At 70.2% G+C, this 19,759-nt stretch carries 14 protein-coding genes; 9 read left to right on the top strand and 5 right to left on the bottom strand.

Annotation, left to right across the window (positions count from 1 at the left end):
* Positions 1-406: 406 nt before the first annotated feature.
* Positions 407-949 (bottom strand): DUF937 domain-containing protein, encoded by a 543-nt coding sequence (locus ACWFR3_RS08510; protein WP_453733802.1) that lies wholly within the window; start codon positions 947-949, stop codon positions 407-409.
* Positions 950-1,262: 313 nt separating this feature from the next.
* On the opposite strand from ACWFR3_RS08510, the gene recD2 reads away from it, so the two are divergent.
* On the top strand, positions 1,263-3,566 hold the full coding sequence (recD2, locus tag ACWFR3_RS08505) for an SF1B family DNA helicase RecD2 (RefSeq protein ID WP_453733801.1): 2,304 nt from the start codon (positions 1,263-1,265) through the stop codon (positions 3,564-3,566).
* 182 nt (positions 3,567-3,748) lie between these two features.
* Positions 3,749-5,041, top strand: a complete 1,293-nt coding sequence (locus tag ACWFR3_RS08500) for a citrate synthase (protein WP_453733800.1) — start codon at positions 3,749-3,751, stop codon at positions 5,039-5,041.
* A gap of 424 nt (positions 5,042-5,465) precedes the next feature.
* On the opposite strand, the gene ACWFR3_RS08495 is transcribed toward ACWFR3_RS08500, so the two are convergent.
* From ACWFR3_RS08495 to ACWFR3_RS08480, 4 genes are all read right to left on the bottom strand, one after another.
* A complete protein-coding gene (locus tag ACWFR3_RS08495; RefSeq protein ID WP_453733799.1) occupies positions 5,466-7,703 on the bottom strand; it encodes a heavy metal translocating P-type ATPase in 2,238 nt (745 codons plus the stop codon).
* A gap of 82 nt (positions 7,704-7,785) precedes the next feature.
* Complete coding sequence (locus ACWFR3_RS08490; protein WP_453733798.1) at positions 7,786-8,019, bottom strand: heavy-metal-associated domain-containing protein; 234 nt, start codon at positions 8,017-8,019, stop codon at positions 7,786-7,788.
* Positions 8,020-8,186: 167 nt separating this feature from the next.
* Positions 8,187-8,384, bottom strand: coding sequence for a MarR family transcriptional regulator (locus ACWFR3_RS08485; RefSeq protein ID WP_453733797.1), 198 nt, complete (start codon positions 8,382-8,384; stop codon positions 8,187-8,189).
* 382 nt (positions 8,385-8,766) lie between these two features.
* Complete coding sequence (locus ACWFR3_RS08480) at positions 8,767-9,666, bottom strand: sugar phosphate isomerase/epimerase family protein (RefSeq protein WP_453733796.1); 900 nt, start codon at positions 9,664-9,666, stop codon at positions 8,767-8,769.
* A gap of 142 nt (positions 9,667-9,808) precedes the next feature.
* Here ACWFR3_RS08480 and iolC point away from each other — a divergent pair, with 142 nt between their 5' ends.
* The 7 genes from iolC (at position 9,809) to ACWFR3_RS08445 (ending at position 19,749) form a co-directional block, all read left to right on the top strand.
* Positions 9,809-10,810: a 5-dehydro-2-deoxygluconokinase gene (iolC, locus tag ACWFR3_RS08475; protein ID WP_453733795.1), complete on the top strand. Its 1,002-nt coding sequence runs from the start codon at positions 9,809-9,811 to the stop codon at positions 10,808-10,810.
* Complete coding sequence (locus ACWFR3_RS08470) at positions 10,803-11,684, top strand: Cgl0159 family (beta/alpha)8-fold protein (RefSeq protein WP_453733885.1); 882 nt, start codon at positions 10,803-10,805, stop codon at positions 11,682-11,684. Before iolC ends, ACWFR3_RS08470 begins: the two co-directional genes overlap by 8 nt.
* Before the next feature lie 9 nt (positions 11,685-11,693).
* Positions 11,694-12,509, top strand: a complete 816-nt coding sequence (gene iolB, locus ACWFR3_RS08465) for a 5-deoxy-glucuronate isomerase (RefSeq protein ID WP_453733794.1) — start codon at positions 11,694-11,696, stop codon at positions 12,507-12,509.
* Between the two features lie 36 nt (positions 12,510-12,545).
* Positions 12,546-14,423, top strand: coding sequence for a 3D-(3,5/4)-trihydroxycyclohexane-1,2-dione acylhydrolase (decyclizing) (iolD, locus tag ACWFR3_RS08460; protein ID WP_453733793.1), 1,878 nt, complete (start codon positions 12,546-12,548; stop codon positions 14,421-14,423).
* Between the two features lie 17 nt (positions 14,424-14,440).
* Entirely contained in the window at positions 14,441-15,943 is a 1,503-nt protein-coding gene (gene mmsA, locus ACWFR3_RS08455; RefSeq protein WP_453733792.1) for a CoA-acylating methylmalonate-semialdehyde dehydrogenase, read from the top strand.
* A gap of 231 nt (positions 15,944-16,174) precedes the next feature.
* Entirely contained in the window at positions 16,175-18,829 is a 2,655-nt protein-coding gene (locus ACWFR3_RS08450) for an alpha/beta fold hydrolase (protein ID WP_453733791.1), read from the top strand.
* Positions 18,826-19,749 carry an ABC transporter permease gene (locus tag ACWFR3_RS08445; RefSeq protein ID WP_453733790.1) on the top strand — a complete coding sequence of 308 codons (924 nt, stop codon included), beginning with the start codon at positions 18,826-18,828 and terminating at the stop codon, positions 19,747-19,749. The genes ACWFR3_RS08450 and ACWFR3_RS08445 overlap by 4 nt, the downstream gene beginning before the upstream one ends.
* Positions 19,750-19,759: the final 10 nt, after the last annotated feature.

The following is a 19,759-nucleotide window of genomic DNA, read 5'->3' as shown; positions in this document are numbered from 1 at the left end:
CAGACTTCTCCCGCCCACCCACCCGATTGCCCCGCAGCACCAGGGGATGGGCGGGAGATCCACGCCCCCGCAGCCGGCGTCGAGACGCGAGGGGGTGTGTCGGTATTTCCGCCCGGAGCACGGTTCGCAGCACTCGCCAGCCGAAGCAATCAAGCGTCCAGGGGCGGATGGCGAGGACGGACATACCGGCGCGCACCCGCCCCCACAGCCGGAGCAGCGCCGCACCGGAACGCACCTGCACCCGGCGTCGAGACGCGAGGGGGTGTGTCGGTATTTCCGCCCGGAGCACGGTTCGCGGCACTCCCGAGCCGAAGCAGGCAAGCGCCCGCCAGCGGATGGCGAGGACGGACATACCGGCGCGCACCCGCCCCCACAGCCGGAGCAGCGCCGCACCACCCCAGAACAGCTACCTCTTCTTGCCGCCACCCAGGATCTGCCCCAGCAGGTCACCCAGCCCGCCCCCAGGTGAACCCGACCCCGCCGCCCCCGGCGCCCGCCGCGCCCGCTTGGTCAGCACCGTAAGCAGCACCGGAATCAACAGCTCGATCACGCGCGTCACGGACGCCGCAGGCAGCCCCGTCTTCTTGGCCACCGCATTCGCCACCGGCCTGCTCATCTTCGCGAGCACCCCCGACAGCATCCCGCCCGCCGCAAGCCCCCCGAAGCCTCCGAAACCGACAACCCCCTGCGGAGGCGACGCCTCGGCGAAGGCCTGTTCGACCTCCGGGGCCTCCGCGGGGTCCTCTGCCTTCTCCTGGAGGTTCCCCGAAAGCGCGGTCACCGTGGTGCCCACCACGTCCTGCGCTCCCGCGGCATCCGTACCGAGAAGCCCCGCGATCTCCTGGAGCCTGTCGTCGCCGAGTTCGTCGAGAACGTCCTTTTCCAGCGAGGTCTCGGGCGGGGTTCCCGCCGGAGTTCCGGCCGGGTTTGCGGCAGATTCTTCGCTCATGGGCGAAACGCTACTTCCGCCCTCCCGCATCGGCACTCCGAAAACTAGTGGCCTTGCCCGTGCAACCCTTCCCGCCCGACGCGGGTCGTACTTTGCGTCGGGGCCTCCGCAGGGGGGATCTGGGGGGATCGCGGAGTGCCGACAGGGGAGGGGAGACCCGAAGGGGCCCGGTCGTAAAGACCGGGCCCCTTCGAAGTTTCCGCAACCACCCCACTCCACCGCAACCACCCCATCCCACCGAACCCCACCGCACCGCACCCCGAGTTATCCACAGGCTTCCCGCACTGTCGGCGCAGAGCGATAGCGTCAGCTCATGTCGAGTCCAGCAGCGGCAAAGGCCGCAACGGCCGCAACGGCCGCAGTGGTCGAGGGTGTCCTTGAGCGGATCACCTACGCCAACGAGGAGAACGGGTACACCGTCGCCCGCGTGGACACGGGCCGCGGCGGCGGCGACCTCCTCACGGTCGTCGGCGCGCTGCTCGGCGCACAAGTGGGGGAGTCCCTGCGCATGGAGGGCCGCTGGGGCTCCCACGCGCAGTACGGCAAGCAGTTCACGGTGGAGAACTACACGACCATCCTCCCCGCCACCATCCAGGGCATCCGCCGTTACCTCGGCTCCGGCCTCATCAAGGGCATCGGCCCCGTCATGGCGGACCGCATCACCACCCACTTCGGCGTGGACACCCTCGACATCATCGAGAAGGAACCCAAGCGCCTCGTCGAAGTCCCCGGCCTCGGCCCCAAGCGCACCAAGATGATCGCTGCCGCCTGGGAGGAGCAGAAGGCCATCAAGGAGGTGATGGTCTTCCTGCAGGGCGTGGGCGTCTCCACCTCCATCGCCGTCCGCATCTACAAGAAGTACGCGGACGCCTCCATCTCCATAGTGAAGAACGAGCCCTACCGCCTCGCCGCCGACGTCTGGGGCATCGGCTTTCTCACCGCGGACCGCATCGCCCAGTCCGTCGGCATCCCGCACGACAGCCCGGAACGGGTCAAGGCGGGCCTGCAGTACGCACTCTCCCAGTCCACCGACCAGGGCAACTGCTACCTCCCGGAGGAGCGACTCATCGCGGACGCGGTGAAGCTGCTCCAGGTGGACACGGGCCTGGTCATCGACTGCCTCGCGGAACTGGCCGGGGAAGAGGAGGGCGTCGTACGCGAGAGGGTCCCCGGCCCCGAAGGCGAGGGAGACGTCACCGCCGTCTATCTCGTCCCCTTCCACCGCGCGGAACTCTCCCTCTCAGCCCAGCTCCTGCGCCTCCTGCGAACGCCCGAGGACCGCATGCCCGCCTTCCAGGACGTGGACTGGGACAAGGCCCTGAGCTGGCTGGCCACCCGTACGGGCGCCGACCTCGCCCCCGAGCAGCGGGAAGCCGTCAGGCTCGCGCTGACGCAAAAGGCCGCCGTCCTCACCGGAGGCCCCGGCTGCGGCAAGTCCTTCACGGTGCGGTCCATCGTGGAGCTGGCCCGCGCCAAGAAGGCCAAGGTCGTCCTGGCCGCCCCCACGGGACGGGCCGCCAAGCGCCTCGCCGAGCTCACCGGGGCGGAGGCCTCCACGGTCCACCGGCTTCTGGAGCTGAAGCCGGGAGGAGACGCGGCGTACGACAGGGACAGGCCGCTGGACGCCGACCTCGTGGTGGTCGACGAGGCATCCATGCTGGACCTGCTCCTGGCCAACAAGCTGGTGAAGGCCGTCGCCCCCGGCGCCCACCTCCTGTTCGTCGGAGACGTGGACCAGCTGCCGAGCGTCGGCGCCGGCGAGGTCCTGCGCGACATGCTCAGCGAGCAGAGCCCCGTCCCCGCGGTCCGGCTGACCCACATCTTCCGCCAGGCCCAGCAGTCCGGCGTCGTCACGAACGCCCACCGCATCAATTCCGGGGTACCCCCCATCACGCAGGGCCTCAACGACTTCTTCCTCTTCGTGGAGGACGAGACCGAAGACGCGGGCCGGGTCACGGTGGACGTGGCCGCGCACCGCATCCCGGCGAAGTTCGGCCTCGACCCCCGCCGCGACGTCCAGGTCCTCGCGCCCATGCACCGCGGCCCGGCGGGCGCGGGCAACCTGAACGGCCTGCTCCAGCAGGCCATCACCCCCGGCAGGCCGGACGTACCGGAGAAGCGGTTCGGCGGCCGGGTCTTCCGCGTCGGCGACAAGGTCACCCAGATCCGCAACAACTACGAGAAGGGGCAGAACGGCGTCTTCAATGGCACCGTCGGAGTAGTCACCTCGCTCGACTCCGACGAGCAGCGGCTCACGGTCCTGACGGACGAGGACGAGGAGATTCCGTACGACTTCGACGAACTGGACGAACTGGCGCACGCGTACGCGGTCACCATCCACCGCTCCCAGGGCAGTGAGTACCCCGCGGTGGTGATCCCCGTGACCACGGGGGCATGGATGATGCTGCAACGAAATCTGCTCTACACGGCAGTCACGCGCGCCAAGAAGCTGGTCGTCCTGGTCGGTTCGCGCAAGGCTCTCGGACAAGCGGTGCGGACGGTGTCCGCGGGCAGACGCTGTACGGCCCTGGACTTCCGGCTCGCCGGAGGCCGTGGATCCGCCCCCGGATCCACGCCCGGATCCACCTCCGGAAATTTTGATCGATCAAACGAGTAGGAAAGGTCACACACCACTTCCGCAACCGGGGCGAAGAGGGGCAGGATGAGTAGGTTGGCGGCACTGAGTGCCGCCAATAGGCCCAATGGTCGACCCCGAGTGCACTCTCCAGGGCCAAATGGGGGATGGTAGAGACAGTCAGGGCACCTCGAAGAAGAGGCACAACGTCGGTGAGGGATGACGTGAGCGACAACTCTGTAGTACTGCGGTACGGCGATGGCGACGAGTACACCTACCCGGTGATCGACTCGACTGTCGGCGACAAGGGCTTCGACATCGGGAAGCTCCGCGCCCAGACCGGTCTGGTGACCCTGGACAGCGGCTATGGCAACACCGCCGCCTATAAATCCGCCATCACCTACCTCGACGGCGAGCAGGGCATCCTGCGGTACCGCGGCTACCCGATCGAGCAGCTGGCCGAGCGCTCCACCTTCACCGAGGTGGCGTACCTGCTGATCAACGGCGAACTGCCGAAGGTCGACGAGCTCGCCAGTTTCAAGAACGAGATCACGCAGCACACCCTGCTGCACGAGGACGTCAAGCGGTTCTACGACGGCTTCCCGCGCGACGCCCACCCGATGGCGATGCTGTCCTCCGTGGTCAGCGCGCTGTCGACGTTCTACCAGGACAGCCACAACCCGTTCGACGAGGAGCAGCGCGACCTCTCGACGATCCGCCTTCTCGCCAAGCTTCCGACGATCGCGGCCTACGCGTACAAGAAGTCGCAGGGCCACCCGGTCGTCTACCCGCGCAACGACCTCGGCTACGTCGAGAACTTCCTGCGCATGACCTTCTCGGTGCCTGCCGCCGAGTACGACCTGGACCCGGTCGTCGTCTCCGCGCTCGACAAGCTCCTGATCCTGCACGCGGACCACGAGCAGAACTGTTCGACCTCCACCGTGCGCCTGGTGGGCTCGTCGCAGGCGAACATGTTCGCCTCGATCTCCGCCGGCATCTCGGCCCTCTGGGGCCCGCTGCACGGTGGCGCCAACCAGTCCGTCCTGGAGATGCTCGAGGGCATCAAGCAGGACGGCGGCGACGTCGACACCTTCATCCGCAAGGTGAAGAACAAGGAAGACGGCGTGAAGCTCATGGGCTTCGGGCACCGCGTCTACAAGAACTTCGACCCCCGGGCGAAGATCATCAAGGCGGCGGCGCACGACGTCCTCTCGGCGCTCGGCAAGTCCGACGAGCTGCTCGACATCGCGCTGAAGCTGGAAGAGCACGCGCTGGCCGACGACTACTTCGTCGAGCGCAAGCTCTACCCGAACGTGGACTTCTACACGGGTCTCATCTACCGCGCGATGGGCTTCCCGACCGAGATGTTCACCGTGCTGTTCGCGCTCGGCCGTCTTCCCGGCTGGATCGCGCAGTGGCACGAGATGATCAAGGAGCCCGGATCCCGCATCGGGCGTCCGCGCCAGATTTACACCGGTGAGGTCCTCCGGGACTTCGTCCCGGTCGAGGGCCGCTGAACTCACACAGCGAAAAGCGCCCCGCCGCCGATCCCCCCACGGGTCGACGGTCGGGGCGCTTTCCTGTTTCCCGGTGCGGATTCCCCCCACGGGATCCGGCCGGGCGTCTGTGGTGGCAGCGCGCCAGTCGTACTGCGATGCGATCTGCCGGGACGCGTACCTATCGGGAGGGCCGCTCAAAGCTCCCCGGTGTACGTGCCCCGGCCAACGCATTCCTAGGAACATCCCCCAAGATGTCCCCGATGTCTAGAGACGTCCCCCAAGACGTCCCTTGCATCGCCTCTTAGACTCGCGAACCCCCCGGATGGTTACGTTCGGATCGCTGTGATCTGCGTCTCTTGCATATGTCCTGTACATGCGCAAGAGGCCCGATATGCCGATCGGGGCCTATGAGTGAGAATACTGCAACAGAGATGTGAAGGGACTATGTAAACGCTCTGAGACGAAGGCTGTTGGTGACTACGAAGACCGATGAGAACGCCATCGCGGCGCCGGCGATCATCGGATTCAGGAATCCGGCGGCGGCGAGCGGCAGCGCGGCGACGTTGTAGCCGAAGGCCCAGAAGAGATTGCCCTTGATGGTGGCGAGGGTCTTACGGGAGAGCCTGATCGCGTCGGCCGCCCCGCGCAAGTCCCCGCGCACCAGCGTCAGATCGCTCGCCTCGATGGCCGCGTCCGTGCCCGTGCCCATGGCCAGGCCCAGATCGGCCGTGGCGAGAGCGGCGGCGTCGTTGACCCCGTCCCCGACCATCGCGACGACCTTGCCCCCGCCTTGCAACCGCCGTACGACATCGGCCTTCTCCTCGGGCAGGACCTCGGCGTACACGGAGTCCGCGTCGATGCCGACCGCTTCCGCCACCGCCAGGGCGACGGCCCGGTTGTCCCCGGTGAGCAGCACCGGCGCAAGACCCAGGGCGCGCAGCTCGCGCACCGCTTCGGCGCTGGTGTCCTTGACCGTGTCGGCCACGGCGAGGACGCCGCGTGCCACGCCGTCCCAGGCGACCAGGACGGCCGTACGTCCCGCCGCCTCGGCCTGCGCCCTGAGCGCGGCCACCGAGGCGAGCCCCTCGACTCCCGCGTCCGCCAGGAGCCGCTCACGCCCCACGAGCACGGCATGACCTTCCACCGTGCCGCGCACGCCGGACCCCGCGACGTTCCCGAACCCCTCCACGGCGGGCAGAGCGCCCGTCTGGAGCCCCAACTCCGCGGCGGCGCCCGCGGCGACCGCCCGCGCCACGGGATGCTCCGAGGCGTGCTCCAGGGCCCCCGCGAGGCGCAGCAGCTGCTTCTCCTCGGTCTCCCCGGCGGCGTACACCTCCCGCAGCGTCATGCGCCCCGTCGTGACCGTCCCGGTCTTGTCCAGGACGACGGTGTCCACCCGGCGTGTGGACTCCAGGACTTCGGGACCCTTGATGAGGATGCCGAGCTGCGCGCCGCGCCCCGTGCCGACCATCAGGGCGGTCGGTGTGGCAAGGCCGAGCGCGCACGGGCAGGCGATGATCAGGACGGCGACGGCCGCCGTGAAGGCGGCGGTCACGTCGCCGGTGGCGCCCAGCCAGCCGCCGAGCGTGGCGGTGGCGATGAGCAGGACCACCGGGACGAAGATCCCGGCGATCCGGTCGGCCAGGCGCTGCACCCGGGCCTTGCCCGTCTGCGCGTCCTCGACGAGCTTCGCCATCCTGGCCAGTTGGGTGTCCGAGCCGACCCGGGTGGCCTCGACGATGAGCAGCCCCGAGACGTTCGTGGTCGCCCCCGTCACCGCGTCGCCCGCGGTCACGTCCACCGGCACGGATTCGCCGGTCAGCATCGACGCGTCGACCGCGGAGACGCCTTCCACGACGGTGCCGTCGGTCGCGACGGCCTCTCCCGGCCGGACGACGAAGCGGTCGCCGACCACCAGGCGCGCGACCGGCACACGGACCTCCGAGCCGTCGCGCAGTACGGCCGCGTCCTTGGCGCCCAGTTCGAGCAGGGCACGCAGGGCCGCCCCCGCCTTCCGCTTCGAGCGGGCTTCCAGCCAGCGGCCGAGCAGGATGAAGGAGATGACCCCCGCGGCGACTTCGAGATAGAGCGTCGACGCCGCGTCGGCGCGCGAGACGGTGAACTCGAAGCCGTGCCGCATCCCCGGCATCCCCGCGTCCCCGAGGAACAGCGCCCACAGCGACCAGCCGAACGCGGCCAGCGTGCCCACCGACACCAGCGTGTCCATGGTCGCCGCGCCGTGCCGCAGATTCGTGAACGCCGCCCTGTGGAAGGGGAACCCGCCCCAGACGACGACGGGCGCGGCCAGGGTCAGCGAGAGCCACTGCCAGTTGTCGAACTGCAGCGAGGGGATCATCGCGAGCAGGACCACGGGCAGCGAGAGCACCGCCGAGCCGACGAGGCGTTGGCGCAGGGTGTCGGGCTCGGTGATGTCGGCCGTGGTGGCCGGAGCGTCCGGCTCGGGGGGAGCGGGGACGATCTCCTGCGCGCTGTAGCCCAGTTTCTCGACCGTCGCGATCAGCTGCGCGACCTCGATCCCTTCTCCGTACGAGACTTTCGCCTTCTCCGTGGCGAGATTGACCGACGCGGTCACGCCCTCCACGCGGTTCAGCTTCTTCTCGATGCGGGCGGAGCAGGAGGCGCAGGTCATTCCGCCGACGGCGAGTTCGACTTCGTTCATGGCTCTCTCGTACGACTGGGGTGCAACGGCGGCAGGCCCTGTGACGGTGTCACAGGGCCTGGGGTACCCGGCAGCGGGCGGGTCAGGCTTGGGCGGCACCGGCGAGTTCGTAGCCCGCCTCGTCGACGGCGGCGCGGACGTCGGCCTCGTCGAGCGGGCTCTCGGAGACCACGGTCACCTGGCCGGTCGCGGCCACCGCCTTGACCGAGCTGACGCCGGCGATCTCCGAGATCTCGCTGCTCACGGCACCCTCGCAGTGACCACAGGTCATCCCGGTCACCTTGTACACGGTCGTCAGCTCGGTCTGGGCGCTCATGTCGTTCTCCTCGGTGAGGGTGCGGAGTGTGTGCGTATGTATGCGTCGTAATGTGCAGGAGTGGTCCCGGTGTTCCCGGAGACCCCCTGACGCTCACCACACTATACCCCTAGGGGGTACACCTCAAAGAGGGGGAGGCGGTCGGGGGTGATGCCCCATCGGGGGGCTCAGTCCTGGCGCCCGCGGTTGCGCGGCCTCGCGGCGACCCAGGCGCGGACGGTGTCCGCGTACCAGTAGGGCTTCCCGGACTCCACGTGGTCGGGGTCGGGGAGCAGGCCGTGCTTGCGGTAGGAGCGCACGGTGTCGGGCTGTACCCGGATGTGCGCGGCGATCTCCTTGTACGACCAGAGCCTTCGGTCGGTCATCAGTGGCACCTCCCTGCGGGCGCCGCAGGGGCGACTCGGGGGGAGTCGTCGGGGGAGCTGCGGCGCGACGCTGGCGATCACTCAGCCTGTGCCCGGTGAACGACGCGGAGTGACCGCGCGGAGGCGGCTGTCGACTGGCTGTTACGGATCACCCGCGTATACGGGACATGCGTGACAAGAGGGTGTTGTTTGTGACGCTTGTGATGCATGGGGCAGGGACGAACGCGACTGAGGTGACCGAGTGCGTGCCTGTCGCCGGCGTGGCGCCGAGCCGCGAGCACGCAGGCCGGCGTCGGGTGTGCCCCGCAAGGGGCGCGGGGAACTGCGCGATCAGCCCCCGCCGGGCAGCGGGCGGACTCTCGCCGCCCCTCGCAGCGGGGCGTCAGGCGCCGCAGGACCGCAGATACGACCGCGTCCGGCGGGCGATGGGCAGCGGCTGGTCCGGCGGGCACGGATACATGTCCTGCTCGACGATCGCGAACAGGTCGACGTCCAGCTTCTGGGCCGCGGCGAGGACCGGCTCGATGGCCGGAACGCCGGTCGGCGGCTCGCACATCACGCCGCGCGCCACCGCGGGCCCGAACGGCATCTCCTGCGCGCGCACTTCGGCGAGCACGGCCGGGTCGACCTGCTTGAGGTGCAGATAACCGATGCGCTCGCCGTACGTCTCGATCAGCTTGACGTTGTCGCCGCCGCAGTACGCGTAGTGCCCGGTGTCCAGGCAGAGCGAGACGAGGCCGGAGTCGGTCGCGTCGAGGAAGCGGGTGACGTTCTGCTCGTCGTCGATGTGCGTGTCGGCGTGCGGGTGGACGGCCACGCGCAGCCCGTACTGCTCGCGCACCTCGTACGCCAACCGCTCGGTCTGCGTGGTGAGCTGGTGCCACTGCTCCGGGGTGAGCGTGCGGTCCTCGAGGACCTCGCCGGTCTTGTCGTCGCGCCAGAAGGACGGGATGACGACGAGGTGCTCGGCGCCCATCGCCTGCGCGAGCGCCGCGTTGTCGGCCACATGGGCCCAGGTCTTGTCCCATACGGAGGGTCCGTGATGCAGGCCGGTGAAGACCGTTCCGGCGGAGACCTTCAGGCCGCGCCGCTGGGTCTCGGCGGTCAGTACGGCCGGATCGCTCGGCAGATAGCCGTACGGGCCGAGCTCGATCCACTCGTATCCGGAGTCCGCCACCTCGTCGAGGAAGCGGCTCCAGGGGACCTGGCCCGGATCCTCGGGGAACCACACGCCCCACGAGTCGGGTGCGGAGCCGATCCGGATGCGTGACAGCGTCGTCATGTCCGCCAGCTTTCAGGGCGCCGCGGAACGATGTCAAGGAGTGGTCCGAATGTAAGGACAATGTGTTGACAGGCGCCGTGGGGCGGAATAGACCTAGGGGCTGGGTTCAGGGGGCGGGAACGGCAGCGAGAGGGAGTGCAGGGTGTCCGATCCGTACGACGTCATCGATCCGTACGACGTCATCACCATGGGCCGGATCGGGGTGGATCTCTATCCCCTGCAGGCCGGGGTGTCCCTCGCCGACGTCAGTACCTTCGGCAAGTTCCTGGGCGGTTCGGCCTCGAACGTAGCCGTCGCCGCGTCCCGGCTCGGCCGCCGCGTCGCGGTCGTCACGCGCACCGGCGAGGACCCCTTCGGGGACTATCTGCACCGGGAACTGCGGCAGTTCGGGGTCGACGACCGGTGGGTGAGCCCGGTCGCGGGCCTGCCGACCCCGGTGACCTTCTGCGAGGTCTTCCCGCCGGACGACTTCCCGCTCTACTTCTACCGGCAGCCGAAAGCCCCTGACCTGGAGATGTACGAGAAGGAACTCGACCTCGGCGCGATCACATCGGCACGGGTGTTCTGGATGACGGGCACGGGGCTCTGCGCGGAGCCCAGCCGTTCGGCGACGCTGGCCGCGCTCAGGGGGCGGGCGAAGGCCGGGCTCACCGTCTTCGACCTCGACTGGCGGCCGGTGTTCTGGGAGCGGGTCGAGGAGGCGCGGGACGCCTACGCGCAGGCGCTCGCGCACGCCACCGTCGCGGTGGGCAATCTCGACGAGGTCGAGGTCGCCACGGGAGTGCGCGAACCGGAGGCCGCCGCCCGCGCGTTGCTGGACTCCGGCGTCGAACTCGCCGTCGTCAAACAGGGCCCCAAGGGGGTCCTGGCCATGAACGGCAAGGGCGAACGCGCCGAGGTGCCGCCGCTGCCCGTGACGGTGCTCAACGGCCTCGGCGCCGGGGACGCCTTCGGCGGGGCCCTGTGCCACGGGCTGCTCGCCGGCTGGGACCTGGAGCGGATCATGCGGTACGCCAACGCGGCGGGGGCGATCGTCGCCTCGCGCCTGGAATGTTCGTCCGCGATGCCCTTCCCGGACGAGGTCGAGGCGGCGCTGGCCGCGGGAGCGGTGCCGGTGGGGGAAGGCAATGAAGGCGATGACTGACCTCGCCGAGCTCATCCGCATCCGGGCCAGGCACCCCGAAGCCATCGCCGAAGCCGCCGCCCGGCGGGCCAGGAGGCCGCTCCTCGGCGACACGGGGCGGCTGATGATCATCGCCGCCGACCATCCCGCCCGGGGCGCGCTCTCCGTCGGCGGGGACAAGCTGGCCATGGCGAATCGCGGGGACCTCCTCGAACGGCTCTGCCTGGCGCTCTCACGGCCCCGCGTGGACGGTGTGCTCGCCACCGCCGACATCCTGGAGGACCTGCTCCTGCTGGGCGCCCTGGAGGGCAAGGTCGTCATGGGGTCGATGAACCGTGGCGGGCTCGCGGGGGCCTCGTTCGAACTGGACGACCGGTTCACGGGCTACCGGGCGCAGGACATCGACCGGCTCGGGTTCGACGCGGGCAAGCTCCTGCTGCGGGTCGATCACGACGACCCCGGCTCCCTGACCACCCTGCACTCCAGTGCCCGCGCGATCGACGCCATGGCCGAGCGGAAGCTGCCCGTCTTCGTCGAGCCCTTCCTCAGCAGCCGCCCGCCCGGCGGCGGCCCGCCGCGCAACGACCTGAGCGCGCGGGCCGTCACCACGTCCATCGCCATCGCGTCGGGGCTCGCCGGGACTTCGGCGTACACCTGGCTGAAGGTCCCCGTCACCGAGAATCCGGACGACATGGCGCAGGTCATGGAGGCGTCGACACTGCCCGCCGTCCTCCTCGGGGGCGACATCGGCGACGACAGCGACGCCGCGTACGAGAAGTGGCGGGGCGCTCTCCAACTGCCCACCGTGCACGGACTCGTCGCCGGGCGCACGCTGCTGTACCCGGCCGACGGCGACGTGGCGGGCGCCGTCGACACCGCCGTCGGACTGCTGTAGGAGGGCCACATGACGTACGTACCGAAGGGCAGCGCGGCCGAAGGGCCGTACGCACTCGAACTCGATCCCAAGCGGTCCGGTCTGGTCTATTCCGCGCTGCGCGTGATCGACATCGAACCCGGCACCACGCACTCCTTCGCCACCGGGGAGAGTGAATGGATCGTGCTCCCGCTGACCGGCGGCTGTACGGTGCACGCGGAAGACGAGATCATCGAACTGCTGGGCCGGGAGAGCGTGTTCAGCGGAGTGAGCGACTTCGCCTACGTGCCCCGTGACGCCCACATCCAGATCGCCTCCGGCGCGGGAGGCCGCTTCGCCCTGGCAGGAGCGAAGTGCGAGCGTCGACTCCCCGCCCGCTACGGCTCCGCGCCGGAGGTTTCCGTCGAGCACCGCGGCAGCGGCACATGCTCCCGCGAGGTCCGCAACTTCGCGTCCGCGGACGCCTTCGAGTGCGACCGCCTCATCGCCGTCGAGGTCATCACCCCCGCCGGCAACTGGTCCTCGTACCCTCCGCACAAGCACGACGAGCACCGCCCCGGCGTCGAGGCCGAGCTCGAAGAGATCTACTACTTCGAGATCGAGGCGACACGGGAAGGGCAGGAAGGCTTCGGCTATCAGCGGGTCTTCCCCTCGCGCCCCGGCGGCACCGACGTCCTGGCCGAGGTCCGTACCGGCGACGCCGTGCTCGTCCCCGACGGCTGGCACGGCCCGTCGATCGCCCAGCCGGGGCACAGCATGTACTACCTGAACGTGATGGCAGGTCCCGGAGAGGAACGGGAGTGGCGGATCTGCTTCCATCCCGATCACACGGAGGGGTACCGATGACGGCGGAGGGACAACGATGACAGCGCAGGAGCAACGATGACCTCGACGATCAGGCTCACCACCGCGCAGGCTCTCGTCCGCTTCCTGACCCGGCAGTTCACCGAGCGCGACGGCGAGCGGCAGCGGCTCATCGGCGCCACCTGGGGGATCTTCGGGCACGGCAACGTCGCGGGCATCGGCCAGGCCCTCGTGGAGTACGGCAACGACATGCCCTTCCACCAGGGCCGCAACGAACAGGCCATGGTGCACGCAGCCGTCGGATACGCCCGCCAGTCGGGCCGCCTGTCCACGCACGCCGTCACCACGTCCATCGGGCCCGGCGCGACCAACCTCGTCACCGGCGCCGCGCTCGCGACCATCAACCACCTCCCGGTGCTCCTGCTGCCCGGCGACACCTTCGCGACCCGCCCCGCCGACCCGGTGCTCCAGCAGCTCGAAGTCCCCTACGCGGGCGACGTGTCCGTCAACGACTGTCTGCGCCCGGTGTCGAAGTACTTCGACCGGATCACCCGCCCCGAGGCCCTGATCCCGGCCGCGCTCGGCGCGATGCGCGTCCTCACCGACCCGGCGGCCACCGGCGCCGTCACCCTCGCGCTTCCGCAGGACGTACAGGCGGAAGGCTTCGACTGGCCGGAGGAGTTCTTCGAGGAGAGGGTGTGGGGCGTACGCCGACAGGCACCCGACCCGCATGAACTGGCCGCCGCCGCACGGGCCGTGCGCGCGGCGCGGCGCCCGCTGATCGTCGCGGGCGGCGGAGTCCACCACAGCGCGGCCGAGGACGCGCTGCGGGACCTCGCGGACGCGACCGGCATCCCCGTCGCCTCCACGCAGGCCGGCAAGGGCTCCCTGCGCTTCGACCACCCGGCGGACGCCGGCGGCATCGGGCACACGGGCACGGCCACGGCCGACGAACTCGCCCGCACCGCCGACCTGGTGATCGGCGTCGGCACCCGCTACAGCGACTTCACCACCGCGTCCAACACCCTCTTCGAGACACCGGACGTCCGTTTCCTGAACCTCAACGTCACCGCGTTCGACGGCCACAAGATGGCGGCCACGCCCCTGGTCGCGGACGCGCGCGCGGGCCTGGAAGCCCTGACGGTCGCCCTTGAGGGGTGGCGGGTCCCGCCCGCCTACGTCACCGAGTACAGCGAGGACAAGGTGCGCTGGGAGCTGCGCGTCGACGCCGCCTACACGGCCGACGACCCCGACGCGCGGCCCACGCAGGTCCAGGTCCTCGGCCTGCTCGACGGCATCGTCACGGACACGGACGTGATCATCAACGCGGCCGGATCGCTCCCCGGAGATCTCCACAAGCTGTGGAGGGCGCGCTCGCCCCGGCAGTACCACGTCGAGTACGGCTACTCCTGCATGGGATACGAGATCCCCGCCTCGATCGGCGTCGCCCTCGCGGCACCGGACCGCCAGGTCTGGGCCCTTGTGGGCGACGGGACGTATCTGATGATGCCCACCGAAATCGTCACGGCCGTCCAGGAGAACATCCCGGTCAAGGTCGTGATCCTGCAGAACCACGGATACGCGTCCATCGGCGGGCTCTCCGAGTCCGTGGGCGCCGAGCGGTTCGGCACCGCCTACCGCTTCCGGGCGCCGGACGGCACATACACGGGCGCCCCGCTGCCCGTCGACCTCGCGGCCAACGCGGCGTCGCTCGGGATGCGGGTGATCCGCGCCAAAACAGTGGCTGACCTGCGCGATGCGCTCGCCGAAGCGCGAGCCGCCGACGGTCCCACATGTGTCTACGCGGAGACGGAAACGGCAGACACAGTGTCGCCCCCGCCCCCGGCGCAGGCGTGGTGGGATGTGCCCGTGGCCGAGACAGCGGACCGACCGTCCGCGATCAAGGCCAGGAAAGAGTACGACCGGCACGTCTCAGCCCGACGCCGCCACCTGTGAGAGTAGGGATGCTTGTCATGACGAAGACCGTCAATCACTGGATCGGCGGGAAGTCCGTCGAGGGCGTCTCGGGTACGTACGGCCCCGTGACCGACCCGGCGACCGGCGCCGTCACCACGCAGGTCGCCTTCGCGTCCGTGGACGAGGTGGACGCCGCCGTCGCCTCCGCGCGCGAGGCGTACGCCACGTGGGGCAAGTCGTCCCTGGCCAAGCGCACCTCGGTCCTCTTCGCCTTCCGCGCGCTGCTCGACGCCAACCGTGACGCGATCGCCGAGCTGATCACCGCCGAGCACGGCAAGGTGCACTCGGACGCGCTCGGCGAGGTCGCCCGCGGCCTGGAGATCGTGGACCTCGCGTGCGGGATCACGGTCCAGCTCAAGGGCGAGCTGTCGACGGAGGTGGCCTCGCGCGTGGACGTCTCGTCCATCCGCCAGCCGCTCGGTGTCGTCGCGGGCATCACGCCGTTCAACTTCCCGGCCATGGTGCCGATGTGGATGTTCCCGCTCGCCATCGCGTGCGGCAACACCTTCGTACTGAAGCCGTCCGAGAAGGACCCGTCGGCGTCGCTGAAGATCGCCGAGCTGCTCTCCGAGGCCGGTCTGCCCGACGGCGTCTTCAACGTCGTCCACGGCGACAAGGTGGCCGTCGACCGCCTCCTGGAGCACCCGGACGTGGCGGCCGTCTCCTTCGTCGGCTCCACGCCCATCGCCCGCCACATCCACGCCACCGCGTCCGCCAACGGCAAGCGCGTCCAGGCGCTCGGCGGCGCCAAGAACCACATGCTGGTCCTGCCGGACGCGGACCTCGACGCGGCTGCCGACGCTGCCGTCTCGGCCGCGTACGGCTCCGCGGGCGAGCGCTGCATGGCCATCTCGGCCGTGGTCGCGGTCGGCTCCATCGGCGACGAGCTCGTCGCGAAGATCAAGGAGCGGGCCGAGAAGATCAAGATCGGCCCCGGCAACGACCCCACGTCCGAGATGGGCCCGCTGATCACCTCGGCCCACCGCGACAAGGTCGCCTCGTACGTCACCGGCGCGGCGGCCCAGGGCTGCGAGGTCGTCCTCGACGGCACCGGCCACACCGTCGACGGCTTCGAGAACGGCCACTGGGTCGGCCTCTCGCTCCTGGACCGGGTGCCGGTCACGGCCGACGCGTACAAGGACGAGATCTTCGGCCCCGTGCTGTGCGTCCTTCGCGTCGACACGTACGAGGAGGGCGTGGCGCTGATGAACGCCTCGCCCTTCGGCAACGGCACGGCGATCTTCACCCGCGACGGCGGCGCCGCGCGGCGCTTCCAGCTGGAGATCGAGGCGGGGATGGTCGGCGTGAACGTCCCGATCCCCGTGCCGGTCGGCTACCACTCCTTCGGTGGCTGGAAGGACTCCCTCTTCGGAGATCACCACATCTACGGAAATGACGGCACGCACTTCTACACACGGGGCAAGGTCGTCACCACCCGCTGGCCGGACCCGTCGGACGCGCCGGAGGGCGTGGACCTGGGTTTCCCGCGGAATCACTGAGTAGGGATCTTTCAGCCCGTCCGGCGTTTGAGGACGAACTCGGCGAAGCCGGTGATTGGGGGGCAATCAAGGCCCCCGCGCCAGCGGGTTTTCGGGAAGGGGCGGGGTTGGGGAAATTCCTGCCGTACTGCAGCGGTGGTACGGCAGGCCCCCCGCCTACTCCTCAAGTAGCCAACGGGGTTCAACCCACCGGCTGCCACGGTTGTCACCCCTCGCCCGTACGGTTGACGCATGGATCTACGACTGCCGAAGCTGCCCAAGCGCAGACTGCTGGCCGCAGCGGCCGCCCTCGCGCTGCTCGCGGGCGCCGGCACCTGGACGGCGGCGGCATCGGACGACGGCCCCACCGTGCACCGCCAGGACCGCGTCATGCGGATGACGGGAGCGGGCGGCGCGAAGATCGACACGTCGTACTTCACCGCAGGCGACCCCGACGTGAAGCGCCCCGCAGTCCTCATCGGCCACGGCTTCGGCGCCAGCAAGGACAAGCTGCGCGCCCAGGCCGAAGACCTGGCGGGCAAGGGGTACGCGGTCCTCACCTGGTCCGCCCGCGGCTTCGGCAAGTCCACCGGCAAGATCGGCCTGAACGACCCGAAGGGCGAGGTCGCCGACGCATCGCACCTGATCGACTGGCTGGCCGAGCGCCCCGAGGTGCAGCTGGACAAGAAGGGCGACCCCCGCGTCGGCATGACCGGCGCTTCGTACGGAGGCGCGATCTCCCTCCTCACCGCCGGTTACGACAACCGCGTGGACGCCATCGCCCCCCAGATCACGTACTGGAACCTCAGCGACGCCCTCTTCCCGAACGGCGTCTTCAAGAAGCTCTGGGCGGGCCTCTTCATCAACACCGGCGGCGGCTGCGAGCGCTTCGAGAAGCAGCTCTGCGAGATGTACAACCGCGTCGCGGTGAACGGAAAGCCCGACGCTGCTGCCCAGAAGCTCCTCGCCGAGCGCAGCCCGCAGGCCGTCGGCGACCGCATCAAGGTGCCCGCCCTGCTCGTGCAGGGCCAGACCGACTCCCTCTTCCCGCTCGGCCAGGCCGACGCCACGGCCAAGGCACTGCGCGCCAACCACGCGCCCGTCTCCGTCGACTGGATCGCGGGCGGCCACGACGGCGGCAACCCCGAGACGGAGCGTGTCGAGGGCCGCATCGGATCATGGTTCGACCGCTATCTGAAGGACGACAAGAGCGCGGACACCGGCCCCGGCTTCCGCGTGACGCGCACCGGCGGCATGGACTCCACCAACGGATCGGCGCAGCTGCGGGGCGCGAGCCGCGATCAGTACCCCGGCCTGGAGAGCGGACTGCGGGACATCGCGCTCAAGGGGCGCGAGCCGCAGCGCGTCGAGAACCCCGCGGGCGCGGCGCCGCCCGCCATCTCCGCGCTTCCGGGCGCGGGCGGCGGCGGTCTGGACGAGCTGTCCTCGCTGGGCGTCGGCGTCTCCCTGGACTTCCCCGGCCAGCACGCCGCGTTCCAGTCGGCGCCGATCGAGGACGACCTGCGGATCACCGGATCACCGAAGGTGCGGGTGCACGTCAAGTCCACCAGCGAGGACACGGTGCTCTTCGGCAAGGTGTACGACGTCGGCCCCGGCGGCGGCCAGAAGGTGCTGCCCTCGCAGCTGGTCTCACCGATCCGCGTGGAGGGCACGAAGGCGGGCAAGGACGTCACCCTCACCCTGCCCGCCGTCGACCACGACCTGCAGAAGGGCCACCGCCTGCGCCTCGTCCTCGCCTCGACGGACCTCGGCTACGCCTCTCCGACCCAGCCCGCCACGTACACGGTGTCCACGAAGGGCGACCTCCAGGTCCCCACGGCGCCCGGCGTGAAGACGGCGGCGACGCCGCTGCCCGCCTGGGTGTGGTGGCTCCCCGCGTCCGGAGCGGTGATCGGGGTGCTCCTCCTGGTCACCGCGCGGCGCCGGACGGCGGCGCCCGCGCCCGACCCGGAGCTCGGGGAAGTACCGCTGCGGATCACGGACTTGAGCAAGCGGTACGCCAAGTCGGTGGACCGTTACGCCGTGCGTGACCTCTCCTTCAGCGTCGAGAAGGGCCAGGTGCTCGGCCTCCTGGGCCCGAACGGCGCGGGCAAGACGACGACCCTGCGCATGCTCATGGGCCTCATCAAGCCCGACGCGGGCGAGATCCGCGTCTTCGGGCAGGCGATCCGGCCGGGCGCTCCGGTCCTCTCCAGGGTCGGCGCGTTCGTCGAGGGCGCGGGCTTCCTGCCGCACCTCTCGGGCCGCGAGAACCTGGAGCTGTACTGGAAGGCCACCGGCCGCCCCGCCGAAGACGCCCGCATGGACGAGGCGTTGGAGATCGCCGGGCTCGGTGATGCCCTTGCCCGCGCGGTGCGGACGTACTCACAGGGCATGCGGCAGCGGCTCGCGATCGCCCAGGCCATGCTCGGCATGCCGGACCTGCTGATCCTCGACGAACCGACGAACGGCCTCGACCCGCCGCAGATCCGCGAGATGCGCGAGGTGATGATCCGCTACGCGCAGGGCGGCCGTACGGTCATCGTCTCCAGCCATCTCCTCGCCGAGGTCGAGCAGTCCTGCACGCACCTGGTGGTCATGGACCGCGGCCGGCTCATCCAGGCAGGACCGGTCGCCGAGATCGTCGGCTCCGGCGACACGCTCCTGGTGGGGCTCGCGGACGACATCTCCGAGCCGATGGTCGACAAGGTGGCCGCGCTGCCCGGCGTCGCGTCGGCGGTCCGCGCGGACGGCGGCCTGCTCGTACGGCTCGACGGCACGGAGGCGGGCAGCGCGGCGCGGCTGCTGCCCGAACTGGTGCGCCTGGAGCTGCCCGTGGAGTCCATGGGCCCGCACCGCCGCCTCGAAGACGCGTTCCTGACCCTGATCGACGGAGGCAACGCATGAGCGCCACAGCCACGGAACCGGGCAGGCAGCCGGGCCGGGAGCCGGGCCGGGAGCCGGGCGGTCAGTCCGGCACGGAACGGTCCACGGCTCCCGGCTACCGCCCCGGCCGTACGCTGCCGCTGCGCGTCGAGGCGGTCCGCCAGCTGAAGCGGCGCCGGACGCTCGTGATGGCCGGAGTGATGGGCCTGCTGCCCTTCGTCCTGCTCATCGCGTTCGCCGTCGCCGGTTCGCCGGAGTCCCGGAGCGGCCGGGTGACCCTGATGGACACGGCCACGGCGTCCGGCGCGAACTTCGCGGCAACGTGCCTGTTCGTGTCGGCGGGCTTCCTGCTCGTCATCCCCGTCGCGCTGTTCTGCGGGGACACGGTCGCCTCCGAGGCGAGCTGGTCGTCGTTGCGCTATCTCCTCGCGGCTCCCGTGCCGCGGGCCCGCCTCCTCTGGTCGAAGCTGGCGGTGGCGCTCGGGCTCAGCGCGGCGGCGATGGTGCTGCTGCCGCTGGTCGGCCTGGTGGTGGGGTCGATGGCGTACGGCTGGGGGCCGCTCCACATCCCCACCGGCGGCGTCATGCCCGCGGGCACGGCGGCCCAGCGCCTCGTGATCGTCGTGGCGTACATCTTCGTCTCCCAACTGGTCACGGCCGCGCTCGCGTTCTGGCTCTCGACGAAGACGGACGCGCCGCTGGGCGCGGTAGGCGGCGCGGTGGGCCTGACCATCGTCGGCAACGTCCTCGACGCGGTCACGGCCCTGGGCAGCTGGCGCGACTTCCTCCCGGCGCACTGGCAATTCGCCTGGGCGGACGCGATCCAGCCCCGCATGGAGTGGGGCGGAATGATCCAGGGCTCAGCGGTCTCGGTGACGTATGCGCTGGTGCTGTTCGCGCTGGCGTTCAGGGGGTTTGCGCGGAAGGACGTGGTCAGCTGAAGGGCGGGGC

The organism is Streptomyces sp. NPDC055189, assembly GCF_053606765.1.
This window is presented reverse-complemented; position numbering and strand designations above follow the sequence as displayed.

Excerpts from the sequence above, each read along its gene's own strand:
- ACWFR3_RS08510 (WP_453733802.1), bottom strand. The coding sequence starts at position 949 with ATGAGCGAAGAATCTGCCGCAAACCCGGCCGGAACTCCGGCGGGAACC.
- iolB (WP_453733794.1), top strand. The coding sequence starts at position 11,694 with ATGACGTACGTACCGAAGGGCAGCGCGGCCGAAGGGCCGTACGCACTC.
- ACWFR3_RS08450 (WP_453733791.1), top strand. The coding sequence starts at position 16,175 with ATGGATCTACGACTGCCGAAGCTGCCCAAGCGCAGACTGCTGGCCGCA.
- mmsA (WP_453733792.1), top strand. The coding sequence starts at position 14,441 with ATGACGAAGACCGTCAATCACTGGATCGGCGGGAAGTCCGTCGAGGGC.
- iolD (WP_453733793.1), top strand. The coding sequence starts at position 12,546 with ATGACCTCGACGATCAGGCTCACCACCGCGCAGGCTCTCGTCCGCTTC.
- recD2 (WP_453733801.1), top strand. The coding sequence starts at position 1,263 with ATGTCGAGTCCAGCAGCGGCAAAGGCCGCAACGGCCGCAACGGCCGCA.
- ACWFR3_RS08490 (WP_453733798.1), bottom strand. The coding sequence starts at position 8,019 with ATGAGCGCCCAGACCGAGCTGACGACCGTGTACAAGGTGACCGGGATG.
- ACWFR3_RS08495 (WP_453733799.1), bottom strand. The coding sequence starts at position 7,703 with ATGAACGAAGTCGAACTCGCCGTCGGCGGAATGACCTGCGCCTCCTGC.
- ACWFR3_RS08485 (WP_453733797.1), bottom strand. The coding sequence starts at position 8,384 with ATGACCGACCGAAGGCTCTGGTCGTACAAGGAGATCGCCGCGCACATC.
- ACWFR3_RS08480 (WP_453733796.1), bottom strand. The coding sequence starts at position 9,666 with ATGACGACGCTGTCACGCATCCGGATCGGCTCCGCACCCGACTCGTGG.
- ACWFR3_RS08445 (WP_453733790.1), top strand. The coding sequence starts at position 18,826 with ATGAGCGCCACAGCCACGGAACCGGGCAGGCAGCCGGGCCGGGAGCCG.
- ACWFR3_RS08470 (WP_453733885.1), top strand. The coding sequence starts at position 10,803 with ATGACTGACCTCGCCGAGCTCATCCGCATCCGGGCCAGGCACCCCGAA.